This window comes from Psychrobacter sp. 2Y5, from assembly GCF_051847375.1.
Lineage (GTDB): Bacteria > Pseudomonadota > Gammaproteobacteria > Pseudomonadales > Moraxellaceae > Psychrobacter.
Genome location: NZ_JBPYDA010000003.1, coordinates 162,873 through 176,023 on the forward strand (window position 1 = coordinate 162,873; position 13,151 = coordinate 176,023).

Genomic DNA, 13,151 nt, shown 5'->3' on the forward strand with positions numbered 1-13,151 from the left:
GCAAATGCTAGACTCCGTATTGCTCACGGTAATGCTGCATTTTTGCTAATTGCTGAGCATCTTTATACTGACTGTTATCATCGGCTAGATAACCGATCAAATCATCAATATCGACTAAAGCGCGTACTGGTACTTGCAAATTCGCGGCTAACTCCTGAATAGCAGACTGCTCATTTTGGCCTTTTTCTTTACGGTCTAGGGCGACAAGGATACCAGCAACGCTAGCGCCTGCCTGCTGTAAAATCTCTATCACCTCTCGCATCGCAGTGCCGGCGGTAATCACATCATCGAGAATCCAGACCGTTTTACCTTGCACATCAGTGCCGACCAAATTGCCGCCTTCTCCATGCGTTTTGACTTCTTTACGATTATAGCCCCAATCCGCGTTAACTCCATGATGTAGCCACAACGCTTGCGCAGTCGCTGCTACAAACGGTATGCCTTTATAAGCGGCACCAAAAATAACTAGCGTGTCATCGCGAGTATTTGAGTTATCAGTATTATCAGCCTCATTAACCGCCAACTGCTCAACCAATGCATCTGCATAACCTCTAGCTAATAATGACAGCATTTCACCTGATGCAAGCAAACCGGCATTAAAAAAATAAGGACTAATTCGTCCAGATTTGAGTACAAACTCGCCAAATTTGAGTACTTTATTCTCAAGAGCTAATTCGATAAATTGCTGCGCTGAAAAAGAGGCCTGTGTAGCGTTTTGAGCGGTGTTGGCAATGGGCATGAGCGTTCCTGTTAGTAGTTAATAATTAGTAGCAGATAATCGGTAAAGATAATAAAAAATAGACAACAGCAAATGAGTAGGTGACGCTAGCTCGACCAGCCGTTAATCGTATAGTCATTCATGTTGGCATAACGAGTTAGCAAACCACAGCGTGATGAGATATTAAAATACGCTTGACCGTCGTGGCTGACTTGCATATCCCAGCCTAAATGATGCGCTGCGACAATAATGTGACCGGCAAATAGGCGGATCTGCCGATAATGATAACGGCTAGCCGGTGCATGATAAAGCTGGCTTAGCAAGTAGCTGCGCACATAATGGCAGATTTGCTCAGCGCTATAGCTTTGATTGATACTTTTACGAGTCGCGCATTGCTTTAAGGCATGCACTGCCACGCTACAAGCCAAAATATCTGTCGCCAAGCTGCCCTCGCCCATTTCAAAATCCTGCGGCTGCAAAATCACTTGCCAGTCATCAGCGTAAAGACTACTGAGCAGCTCATCAGGATTATAACGCTTAATCAGTGTACGTAACGAAGCCGCAGTATTTGAAGCGGTATTTAAAGGCGACTTATCTGCTAAAAACCCATAACGGCTAAGTTGAGGATAATAAACAATAGCGTCTTGAATATCTGCCATATCAAGCAAATTCATATCGTCTAGTGACGACAGCAAACGATTAGCTGACGAAGGCGGTAATGGTTGTTCACTATCCTGTTTAGGATAACGACGATAAAAGCTGTCCGGCAGTTTTATCAGCTTTGCGGCACTAAGTAGCGATAAATGTTCCGCGAACGGCTTTGAGGCCATTAACTGCCACTTGGATAACGACTGTGTTTTCGGCGCACTAAAACGCGCTGACTTACCATAAAACCTTTGCAGTTGGCCGTTGACCCGCCGTGCAGGCTCTGGAATATCAGTCAAAGGCCGCGCTGGATCAAGTGGCGTCTGCCTAGGGTCAAAATTAGGATGGACAATAGCAGGCTGCTCGCAGCTCGCGGTCTGCGCGACCTCAGCCTTACTGTCTGCAAGCTTGTCCGGCTCAGCACTGCTCTGAGCATTCGGTAAACTCGTATCAGAAGTAAATGGCTGGGTCATAGCGGCTCCAAACAGTTAAGTTGAGGTTCAATAGATAGAAAAATAAAACATTCGTTATCAGAATAAAAAAACTTAGCTTTACTGATGCTGCAAAATGTCTTGATAACCGGTTTGCCAATCAGGATAGCTAAGCCAAGTTAACGGAATGTTGCTGTGTAGGCGCTTACCAGTAGCTAAGATTTTATTATCATCAATTTTTGCAGCTGTAACGCCTAATTGTTTACTGAGCCACGCATCAAGCGTAAGTGTGGTCACAGGCAGATAGTCAGTCGCGATATAAAGCGGCTTTAATAGCTTTGCTTGCTCGGCATCTGTGGTATCTAAAGTTAGCACTTTCGCAATGATCGTCACTAAGTCACGATCCATAATGCGATTGCTCCAGTGCTCCGCGGCAATAGCGTCTTTATTAGTCTCTTGCGCTTTTCGCAAGCGCATCAGGCGCTCGCGTCCATAAATACCGCTTGGACGGATAATGATAGCTTTATCTTCAAACCCTTGCTGTAGCGCTTGCTCTGCTTGTAAGATTATCTTTGAGGCCTCACGCTCAGGCTCCACGGGTAAGGTATGCTCATCAATCCATGCGCCATCATCTTGCCCGTAAACGCCCGTTGAGGAAATGAAAACAATACGATCAAGCTGAGACAATTCGTCAGCCAAAGATGCTAAATGTTTACAAATAGCTAGATAACTGTTGCTGTAGCCGTTAGCAGAATACTCATCCGGAGTAACGATAATAGCAATAGCGCTAAACACTTGTAGCTGATCGCTGGTCAAACTCAAAGCATCGGCTTGCATAAACTTGGTATGATCATCCAAATCATAATGCTCGCGTTCACTACGGGCCAGACCAGTAACGGGCACACCGTCTGCGGCAAGTTGATTGGTGACCGGCAGACCGATATCACCTTGACCAATAATCAGCAAATTTTGCGTAGCCATAACGCCTCCTTTTTGGCATAACTTTTAGCCATTATTATTGCAGACAGTGGTTAAAAATAGCGCATATAGGATAGCTGAATATCCTCATTATCTTCAACGCGATCTTGCCAATCGTAACTGGCGTTCATGCGTAACGCTTGGTTTTTATCGATATCGTACTGCACGCCGATAGTGCTAATCGGTTGCCAGTAATTGGCTTGTACCTCAGACAGACTACTGTCGCCATGATACCAATATGGCAGCTGCAATTGGGCTTGCAGGCGTAACCGATTGTTAAGCTGGTAGCGGCAACCGGCATTGATACCAGCACCAATACGAAAACCCTTATTGATACCGCGGCCGCCTTGTAGCATCCCTGTCGCTAAGGTGTAGCATAACTGCTGTGGCATTTCACCTGTCAGCTTACTAGCGTCAGCGTCCACAGTCATAGCAGGCGGCTGTCCAAATACCCAGGATTTGCCATACTCAAAAGTAGCGCTACCGACTAAATGTGCCGCTCCGTCTTGCTGAGAGCCGTCGTTGATTTGGGTCGCCTCTATGCTAGCGCCCCAAGTCTGACCTTTCTTAGCGGCATTGTCCGGGTTAAACGAGCGACCCCGAAACAAAGTCAAATTCTGCAATTCAACCCGATCATTATTGGCATCATCATCTTCAGTATCATAAACCCGTAGCGAGGCTTTGAGCCCCTCTAAATCAAAAAACTGCGGATAGCCGCTAGGCCGATCAAGGGTATCGTGAAAGCCTGCGCGCACGCCAAGTTCAATATAATTATTATCACCGCGTTGACCAACGCCAATATGAGCGCGCTGCAGCCGATGACGATCCAGCGGATTATTATCTGCCGTAGCAATCGGCAAGATTGGCAGCGTTTGCTCATCGGCTGACATACTGGAGGCTGAATTGACCGTTTCTGATTTAATATTATTGAGCTCATCTTTGCTGAGAGTCGTGTAGCCAAGTTTGGCCGATAATTGCGCCTGATTAAGCTGTGCTTGCCTAACGCTGCTATCTGCTGGAGTGTAACGACTACTGGCTAGTAAGTTTTCATCATTTAAAAGATTGACCACATCAGCAGGCACGACCACATAAGGCAGCTGACTTAACAGACTTTGCTGCGGATGCACAACATCAATCAGGCGTAAAATCTCAGAAGCACAGTTGTCAGTGGTAAAGTAATAAGGAATCTCTAAATTCTTAGTTTCCCAAACGTGCGCGATGATCTGCTGTACTTCCGCTGGCGTCAAATCCAACCGATAAGTCCAAGTATCGCGCTCATCGTCTTTGAGATACTTCGCTAGCTTCTCTGGATATGGGTCAATCTCAATCCGATTATCATAAGCGCCACTGACCGACTTGATAGCGTAAAGCACAAAGGGATCATCAGGATCACCATCGACAGTGTCATTGAGTGCATAAGCGTGATTGATTTTGGTAAAGTCAGCGGCGCTAGCTTTGGAGTCGATACGCAGTAGCGTATGAGCAAAGGCTGAGATGGGATTATCTAAATACTCTTCGGCGAACATAATAGATAACTGCTCAGGCGCTAGCATAGCCATCCACTCTTTTAGCTCTGGGCAGTCGGCTTGTAGAGACAACTTATCGATATCTAGCTGCTCAGCTAGCCAGTTTACTCGCGCAGGAAAACGGCATATAACCGAATCATTGGTCGCAGCGGCGGCTTGGTTTGGTGTCGTGATTTGCTTCGCTAAGGCGGCAAGCGTAGCATCGAGCTCAGCAGCTGAGTCCTTGTGGCCATTTGACGTTAAAAAAAACGAGGGATCATCAATAGTGCTTTGGTTTTTAGCCTTACCAAACAGTCCTTTTTTATCGTCTAAAAAATATAACAATCGGCGCCAAGTTTTATGCTGAGCAAGGTTTTGCCTCGCTGCTTGCTGACGCCAAGTTGCTAATAGCTGCTCTGCTGCTAGATTTGCGCTATTATTTTGCGCATCGGCAATTAGGGTAGTAGCACTGCTCGCTTTAGTTGCCAAGCTAAGAGTAGCGCTAGGATTGCGAGCGGACGCCACTACTAAAGATTCGCTTGATATAGGTGTAGGCGCTATTGCATCCGCAGCAATTATTTTATCCTTAATCGCCGCATTAGCTAATAGTGGCTCATCCTCGACCACTGACGATGGCGTCGGCAAAAAAGCAGAGACTTGCGCGCTCAATAACAACCCAACAACGGCTAGTGGCAGGCGGGCGGGCTTGGTAAGATATTTTGAACTCTCAGCCACAGCCTTGAGGTTAGGATTTATAGACATGAAATAGTCTCTCGTATTATGCTGCATTAGCTTTTTGTACTAGCCCGTGATAAATGATGACTAATAATAAGCACTCGCTTATCTTTGGTTTGGCTAGCGTGTATGATATGTCATCTTAAATTGACTATTAAGCATAATTTTTTATAATCAACTGGCTTTAAGCGCTGACTTTATCAATAATTTTTATACCCTATTCTTATTATAGCAGAGACTACTATGTCCACCACGCCGATGACTATCTCCAGCGGTCAATTATCTTCTGCCACTTGGCTATACTCCCCTAATCAAAATAAGCGTCCCGATAAGCTTAATAGTAACGATAGCCACTCAGATACCAATGCAGATATAGATACAGCTTATATTGATACGATTGTTATCCACAATATTAGCTTGCCGCCCGATGCGTTTGGTCAGACGGATATCAGCGGTCTCCACTATGTCAAAGCGCTATTTACCAATCAGCTGGACTGGGACGCCCATCCTTATTTTCAAACCATCAAAGGCGCTGAAGTATCGGCGCATCTATTTATAGAGCGCGATGGAGCTATCACCCAGTTCGTTAATTTCGAGAAGCGCGCTTGGCACGCTGGTAGGTCGAGCTACTTGGGGCGTCCTGAGTGTAACGACTATAGCATCGGCATTGAGCTTGAAGGCTCAGACTTTAGCGCTTTTACCGATACTCAGTACCAGATGTTAAGTGAAGTTATTGTGGCACTGTATAAGGCTTATCCGAAGACCCGCCGGCATCTGACCGGTCATAGCGATATTGCCCCAGGCCGTAAAACCGATCCGGGTGACTATTTTGACTGGGCACGACTACGCTCGATGGTAGCCAAAAAAATCGATAAGTAATAACCCTTTAATAATAGACTAGATTTCACAGTCAATCCCTTTATCAAGCGTCTGAAAATGCTATAATCCGTCAATTTTTAACCTTACCTTCATCAGCAAACTAGCAAATAGGTTCTCATGGCAAAAAGTCGCTTGTTCCGCTCCACGATGGTCGTCAGCAGTATGACTATGCTATCACGTGTTTTGGGTTTAGTACGTGACATCGTGCTGCTAGGTGTGTTTGGTGCTGGCGGCTTGATGGATGCGTTTTTGGTCGCATTTAAAATCCCAAATTTTCTGCGGCGTCTATTTGCTGAGGGCGCTTTTAGCCAAGCTTTTGTCCCCGTACTATCTGAATATAAAGAGAAGTATAACCTGCAACAAGTACAACTGTTGGTCAGTCGTACTTCTGGCGCTTTACTACTGATCTTGTCGATGCTGACGGTAGTGGTCATTTTATTAGCGCCTTGGGTGGTGACCTTATTCGCGCCAGGATTTGCCGATCAGCCCGATAAGTTTGCGGTTACTGCGGACTTACTCCGTCTGACCTTTCCTTATTTGCTGTTTATCTCGATGACCGCTTTTGCTAGTGGTATTCTCCAAAGTTATGGACGCTTCGCCGCTCCCGCCTTTGCGCCTGTATTATTGAATCTCTGTATGATTGGCGCGGCACTAATATTTGCGCCCATGTTTGATACGCCGATTATGGCATTAGGTTATGCAGTAGCTATCGCTGGACTGTTGCAGTTTTTGATTCAGCTGCCGCAGCTATGGCAACAAAAGCTGCTGGTCGCGCCTAAAGTTGATTTTCAGCATGAAGGTGTTAAGCGTATTTTAAAGCTGATGCTACCCGCTATCTTTGGGGTATCGGTTACCCAGATTAACTTATTGCTCAATACCATTTTTGCTTCGTTAATGATCGGCGGCTCCGTCTCTTGGTTGTACGCTGCTGAACGTATGAGCGAGCTGCCATTAGGACTGATTGGGGTGGCGATTGGTACGGTGATTTTGCCCAGTCTCTCCGCCAGCGAGGCCAAAAAAGACGATGTCACTTTCAAAAAAACCATAGACTGGGCGGCGCGTCTCATTATTGTAGTGGGCTTACCAGCGGCCGCCGCGCTATTTATCCTCTCTGATGTGATGATGCAAGCACTATTTTTACGCGGTGAGTTCTTGCTGCGCGATGCTGAAATGAGCGGTCTGGCGCTACGAAGTATGGCCGGCGGCATCTTAGGGTTTATGCTGATCAAAATATTTGCGCCTGCCTTTTTTGCACGCCAAGATGTCAAAACCCCGGTCAAGATTGGTATTGTCTCGGTCTTTGCCAATATGATATTTAGCGTGCTGTTTATTGGTATTTTTTACTTCCTTGAGATCCCTCTGCACGGCGGCCTAGCCCTAGCAACGACGGGAGCCGCTTTCGTCAACGCCGGCTTGCTGTACTACTTCTTACATAAGCGCGGTATTTTCCGTTTTGATAGTCATTGGAAAAAACTGTTTGCGCAGTTTATCATCGCTACTGGCGCTATGGTGGCAGCGCTCTACGTGATGCTGCCCTATTTCCCAACCGATTCTGCGCAGTGGCGACGCATTGTGGCTTTGTTGATTATGTGCGCGATTGGGGCAGCAGTCTATGGCGTTGTACTATTAGTGACAGGGTTTCGTCCGCGTCAGCTCAAGCATGGCTAACTTGAGGCGCAGCAGCGATATAAGTACCGATTGTCAATACTAGGCAGAATCGTCATAATGATTCATTTACCAAAGTCCTATATTCACCAATGTTGAGGTCTACCATGACAACCACTCTAGTATCAAAGCCACTATTATTGGCGACTGGTTTATTGACAGCCAGTTTATTGCTTACTGGCTGTAGTAATAATGACAACACCGATGTGGAAGCAACTGCAGATAACAGCGAACAGACAGTCGTTGCCAATACCAATGGTCCGGTGGAAGAAGCCGTAGCAGCTAATACTGACGGTGTGATTGCCGATGATAGCGAGCAAGTTAGCGCTGACCAAGTAGCGGACGAGACTAGCATGCCTAGTAGCACCATTAATCCGGTGACCACTCCCCCTGATCAGCCAAGCTTAGTCACGAACCCTACTGAGCCAAATACTCCAGAAGATACGGTCAAGCAAGCGCTTAACACGCTATATTATGGCGATGTCGAAGATGCGGTCGGCTACTATCAAGTCGATATGGCAAACTTTGAGCAAGAGCTTGCCAACACTCAAAGCGCGTTTCAGCAAACGGTCGAGAGCGTGACGATAACCAATACTCAATATAGTGTCGATAAAACGAAAGCGACTATCACAGGAGAGCTGCGACTCAAAGGTCAAAGCGAGCCGGCTCCTTTGACTTATCAGCTACGCAAAGTCAATGGTCAGTGGAAGATTTTGGGCTAGAGAACTAACAGATAAGTCAAAACTATATATACTGATACTAGCTTACCGATAAACCTTTAAAGGTTTGGAGATCTGGTAGTTTGGTTCGTTATGCCAAGCATTACTACGTCGGCGATAAAACCTTGCATATCACAAACTTGCGGCATATAGCCCCATTGCTCAAAGCCAAGCTTGCGAAACAACTTTAAGCTTGGGGTGTTATGAGCGAAGATAAGCGCCACGATATTGTGGATACCCAGACTTGGCGCTTGACTCAGCATCCATTGGATTAACAGGCGACCTAAGCCTTGTCCGTGATAATCACGATGCAAATAAATACTGACCTCACTACTGATATGGTAGGCCGTACGCGCGTATAAATCGCTAAAACTGCCCCAAGCGACGATAACAGCTGGCGAGTCAACTGATATCGCTGATCTCGTGGTTACCACATAAATGGGCCGTTTTGAATTATTTAGGTGCTCATCGAACCAACTGGTGCGCTCAGCGCTAGTGACGGGTGCTAATTGAGCAGTCGCTTGCTTACCGGCGATACTTTGATTATAGATATCCAATATTGCCGTTAGATCATCGATACTTGCACGTTGCACAACAAATTTATCATCTAATGGGACTGGGTTTAATAAGGCCGCGGTCGTCTGCGCATGATGACTGATGGCATTCTGTAACATAGCTCTCCTTGAGATAGTTCGTGGTCTATAGTTTGCAGTGTGAGTTCGACTATTTTACTTTATAATGGCAATCCTTGAAGCCCTTTATGCTCGTAGATTCATTATGTGTGTCTTTTATTTAACCGCTCCTATCATAGCTGTAAATTATGAATACCTATTATTTAGAACAACTGATCGCGCCGCCTTATATTGTTAATAAAGAGACTAACGCTAATGACTTAGCGCCTTGTGTACTGACTATTGGCAATTTTGACGGGGTGCACTTGGGCCATCAAGCGATGCTCGCAAAAGTGCGTACACTGGCTGATGAGCAAAAGCTTAGCGCAGCGGTGATGATCTTTGAGCCGCAGCCGCGAGAGTTTTTTGCCCCGAAAAAAGCTCCTGCTCGCCTGACGACTTTAGCAGAAAAGCAAGCACTGCTAGCGGAGTTTGGAGTAGATACATTAATTGTAGCCGGCTTCGATAGTGATTTTCGAGCGCTGTCAGCCACTGCTTTCGCCGATCTGTTAGCACTGCGCCTAAACGTACAAGCGCTAGTTTTAGGCGATGATTTCCGCTTTGGTCACGATCGCACCGGCGACAGTCAGTTTTTGCAGAATTATGGCTTGAAAGTGACCGATCTTCAAACTGTCACTGATGAAGAGCAGCAAGATGATCGCATCAGCTCAACCCGCGTACGCGACTTACTATTAACCGGTGAGCTTGATGCAGCCAATTGCTTGTTAGGCCGCGACTATACGATTATGGGGCAGGTGGTTGGCGGTGATAAAATCGGCCGGACTATGGATTTTCCAACTGCCAATATTGAGCTTGCTCGAATAAAGCCTGCTTTACATGGTATCTTTGCAGTCGATGTGGTCCGCCTCGATGAACAAGGTCATGTTGTAGTGGATGGTCTGAGCGCTCTTGCAGAAGAAGGGCAAACGGGCGTAGCAGGACTACGAGAGCATAGTCTATTTGGTACCGCAAATATTGGTACACGACCTTCAGTGACCAAAGAGCAAGAGTGGCGCTTAGAGGTCCATTTCCCAAACTTTAAAGCTGATCTATACGATAAGACCTTGCAAGTACGCTTTTTGCACTACTTGCACGGCGAGCGTAACTATGAAGGTTTAGAGGCTCTAAAAAAAGGTATTCACCAAGACGTAACTGATTTGCTAGCTTGGCGAGAGCAGCAGCTAGGCTAAGAAAGATTATCGAGTTTCAACTGTCAACTAAAAAGCCACTTTAACAATCGTTAAAGTGGCTTTTTCGATGGATGACTTATTAAGTTCTAACTACTAAGCATCAGGATGCATGCGGACATTTAAATCATCAATAACCTCTACCCAAGCGGCATCTTTTTTCCATTCTTCTTCCAAAAACATACGCTGACTATCCGTCCAAACATCTGCTTTTTTTAGCTCTTCATCCTTTCCTAACTGATTATCCGCAATGAATTTATCAATGGCCTCATCTGAATTCTCTAGCCCTAACTGAGCGAATAATTCATTCATATTGTAATCGACTTCACCTAACATAGTACTTCTCCTTAATGTTAATACGAGCTTTAACAGGGTTATTTTATTATATGACTTCTTTGTAGTGCTATTTTAGTACTTTTTAGCGAACGTCTTCATTGTAGCAAGCCCACTTATAAAAGCTGTTAGTCAATGTTTATCTAAGCTTACCAGTTGTGTTAACGAATCAAGCATAAAAAAGCCCTGCTCGATAAGCAAGGCTTTTGTATTTTTAATCAGAACTTACACCAATAGCGCTTATGGCAGCAAGTGAGATACCGCGTCACGCTCTTCACTAAGCTCTTGCTCAGTGGCGGCCATTTTCTCTTTTGAAAAGTCTGACGAGACATCAACATTTTCAACGATAGACCAGTCGCCATTACTGCAAGTGCAAGGGAACGAGTAGATCAAACCTTTTGCAATGCCGTATTCGCCGTTAGAGTAGACCGCCATAGAGACCCAATCGTCGCCATCCGTGCCCATTACCCATGTACGGATATGGTCAATCGCGGCATTAGCAGCTGAAGCAGCTGAAGAAGCACCGCGCGCTTTAATAATTGCCGCGCCGCGTTTTTGTACTTCTGGAATATAAGTATTTTCATACCAGTCGCGCTCGACTAAATCTAAAGCAGGCTTACCGTTGACGGTACAAGCAGTTAGATCTGGATACTGAGTCGAGGAATGGTTGCCCCAGATGATCATCTTCTTCACATCATTAACAGTGCTGTCAGTCTGTTCAGCCAACTGTGCAATAGCGCGGTTGTGATCTAAGCGAGTCATCGCTGTGAAGTTACGTGGATCTAGATCTGGTGCATTACGCTGAGCGATAACGGCATTAGTATTGGCAGGGTTACCAACGACTAAAACTTTGACATCACGGTTAGCGACGTCATTTAACGCTTTACCTTGGGCTGAGAAAATAGCAGCGTTAGCTTCTAATAGGTCTTTACGCTCCATGCCTGGGCCACGTGGACGCGAACCTACTAATAATGCATAACTCACATCTTTAAAAGCAACTTTGGCATCATCAGTTTGCACGATATCTACTAATAACGGAAAAGCACAGTCTTGTAGCTCCATAACCACACCCTTTAGGGCGTCAAGTGCTGGAGTGATTTCAAGTAAATTCAAAATAACGGGCTGATCTTTACCTAGCATCTCACCAGAAGCAATACGGAATAGCATAGCATAGCTGATATTACCAGCAGCGCCAGTGACGGCAATACGTACAGGCTGTTTCATAGAGTATTCTCCAATTGATTATTAGACAGTATCTTGTTCGACAATATCTTTATTAAGTAGTCGCTTTTTCAGTCATAATGGTTCGAATTAAACACGGCTTTTATGCAAAAGGCGCATAAAACGAGAGCTAGTGTAGCACCTAGTTTAGGGAACCGTCTAGGAACAATAGCAGGCAAGCTGAAGTTTTGCGGGCTATATTGTTACATTTTATGCTAATTCTACTGTAGTATTATCAACTAGAGTGAATATTGATAGCAGTGAATAAATAAACGATAACTCTCTGTGCCCCCTAAAAATCAATTTAAAATGAATAGAGTACAAAATGAGTCAGGATAAAAACTCTAAAAAAGAAGTTAACCACTCATTCAAAACACGCTATAAAACAATATTAGAAAAAGCTTTTAACCTTATAGCTAAGAACTTTTTAATGATAATCTTGCTGTCCATTACATTAGTCTTTTTATATTTATCGGGCACACTTAGCGGACTTTTTTATCTGCTTGTTTACGCGATTTATTATTGACCGCCGGAGATGATGAACTTTTTGCCGCAACTATCGACAACATTGCTACAACTGGCAAAATTATTGCCTTCATAGCAGATATTAATATCGGTCAAAATGGATTGGCGGCGACTACCCGCTTGGCATATCAGATCGATGTCAGACGAACTCATACCCCGATTGAGGCTCGTCATCTGCTTGAGAAAGCTCGATTTCGACACTGTATAGCTGTTACCCGTTGTCAGCTCGCTGGGTAGCTTTAGGTCTCCAGCATAGTTGATAATTTGACGAAAATAACTATTAGCGCTTAGTGGGCTACAAGTACCATAGCGATGCCACACTTGGCTGCGCACCGTCGTATCCGGCATAATACGGTTGACGACTTTAAGCTGCAGCGGGGTCAGACGCGGCTCACTACCACGGCCGCAGCGCTCACCATAGCCTAAATCTAGGCCGGATATAGTAAAAGAATAGCCTTCTAAACATTGACGCATACGCGCACGCGTGGGCTGTAGACTACATAGCGCAGGGGTCATCTCAACCATAAGTACACGCTGACCATTTTTGACTGCGCTTGCCGCTTGTGCAGGCGCTATAAAGACGCTAGGTAATAGTATTAGCCCTGCTAGCTTTGCAACTTTAGATAAATAAACCTCTGACAGTTTTTGCAGGTCTTGTCGATTACTAAAAGGAATAGTAGATGACTGTTGTAAAGCCTGCTTATGCCGTAAAGAAGGGTTTAGCTTAGGGTGTTGTGAGGATTTTGTAAGTTTTATTAGCTTTATGGACTGTGGCTCAGCTGAGGTAGCAGACATTCGGAACCAAACAGACGATTGACGGCCGTTTGCTTGATACTTTGTAAAATTTAAATATTTATTTATCATAGTCAAAAGGATATTCAACAGTTATCAAACAGTAGGAGCAAGCATTAAAAAACAAGTATTTATTATTCCAATTTT

12 protein-coding genes are annotated in these 13,151 nt (G+C 45.1%); 4 read left to right on the top strand and 8 right to left on the bottom strand.

Features of this window, described 5'->3' with window-relative positions:
- Positions 1–7: 7 nt before the first annotated feature.
- From pyrE to ACS8E3_RS04360, 4 genes are all read right to left on the bottom strand, one after another.
- Complete coding sequence (gene pyrE, locus ACS8E3_RS04345) at positions 8–739, bottom strand: orotate phosphoribosyltransferase (protein WP_439241611.1); 732 nt, start codon at positions 737–739, stop codon at positions 8–10.
- 86 nt (positions 740–825) lie between these two features.
- Positions 826–1,836, bottom strand: coding sequence for a hypothetical protein (locus tag ACS8E3_RS04350; protein WP_439241613.1), 1,011 nt, complete (start codon positions 1,834–1,836; stop codon positions 826–828).
- Positions 1,837–1,914: 78 nt separating this feature from the next.
- The gene (locus ACS8E3_RS04355) at positions 1,915–2,775 is read right to left on the bottom strand and encodes an NAD-dependent epimerase/dehydratase family protein (RefSeq protein ID WP_439241615.1); all 861 of its coding nucleotides are present in this window, start codon (positions 2,773–2,775) and stop codon (positions 1,915–1,917) included.
- 50 nt (positions 2,776–2,825) lie between these two features.
- Positions 2,826–5,039, bottom strand: coding sequence for an Lnb N-terminal periplasmic domain-containing protein (locus tag ACS8E3_RS04360; RefSeq protein WP_439241617.1), 2,214 nt, complete (start codon positions 5,037–5,039; stop codon positions 2,826–2,828).
- Positions 5,040–5,255: 216 nt separating this feature from the next.
- Between ACS8E3_RS04360 and ampD the strand changes: the two genes are divergently transcribed.
- From ampD to ACS8E3_RS04375, 3 genes are all read left to right on the top strand, one after another.
- Positions 5,256–5,891 (top strand): 1,6-anhydro-N-acetylmuramyl-L-alanine amidase AmpD, encoded by a 636-nt coding sequence (gene ampD, locus ACS8E3_RS04365; protein ID WP_439241619.1) that lies wholly within the window; start codon positions 5,256–5,258, stop codon positions 5,889–5,891.
- A 117-nt stretch (positions 5,892–6,008) separates the two neighbouring features.
- Complete coding sequence (murJ, locus tag ACS8E3_RS04370; RefSeq protein ID WP_439241621.1) at positions 6,009–7,559, top strand: murein biosynthesis integral membrane protein MurJ; 1,551 nt, start codon at positions 6,009–6,011, stop codon at positions 7,557–7,559.
- A 104-nt stretch (positions 7,560–7,663) separates the two neighbouring features.
- Positions 7,664–8,278, top strand: coding sequence for a hypothetical protein (locus ACS8E3_RS04375; RefSeq protein WP_439241623.1), 615 nt, complete (start codon positions 7,664–7,666; stop codon positions 8,276–8,278).
- 56 nt (positions 8,279–8,334) lie between these two features.
- Here the strand turns inward: ACS8E3_RS04375 and ACS8E3_RS04380 are convergent, their stop codons facing one another.
- A complete protein-coding gene (locus tag ACS8E3_RS04380) occupies positions 8,335–8,949 on the bottom strand; it encodes a GNAT family N-acetyltransferase (RefSeq protein ID WP_439241625.1) in 615 nt (204 codons plus the stop codon).
- Positions 8,950–9,095: 146 nt separating this feature from the next.
- Here ACS8E3_RS04380 and ribF point away from each other — a divergent pair, with 146 nt between their 5' ends.
- Positions 9,096–10,136, top strand: a complete 1,041-nt coding sequence (gene ribF, locus ACS8E3_RS04385; protein ID WP_439241627.1) for a bifunctional riboflavin kinase/FAD synthetase — start codon at positions 9,096–9,098, stop codon at positions 10,134–10,136.
- 93 nt (positions 10,137–10,229) lie between these two features.
- Here the strand turns inward: ribF and ACS8E3_RS04390 are convergent, their stop codons facing one another.
- The 3 genes from ACS8E3_RS04390 to ACS8E3_RS04400 form a co-directional block, all read right to left on the bottom strand.
- The gene (locus tag ACS8E3_RS04390; protein WP_439241629.1) at positions 10,230–10,469 is read right to left on the bottom strand and encodes a DUF2789 family protein; all 240 of its coding nucleotides are present in this window, start codon (positions 10,467–10,469) and stop codon (positions 10,230–10,232) included.
- A 237-nt stretch (positions 10,470–10,706) separates the two neighbouring features.
- Entirely contained in the window at positions 10,707–11,690 is a 984-nt protein-coding gene (locus tag ACS8E3_RS04395) for a malate dehydrogenase (RefSeq protein WP_439241631.1), read from the bottom strand.
- 516 nt (positions 11,691–12,206) lie between these two features.
- Positions 12,207–13,007 carry a T2 family ribonuclease gene (locus ACS8E3_RS04400; protein WP_439241633.1) on the bottom strand — a complete coding sequence of 267 codons (801 nt, stop codon included), beginning with the start codon at positions 13,005–13,007 and terminating at the stop codon, positions 12,207–12,209.
- Positions 13,008–13,151 lie beyond the last annotated feature (144 nt).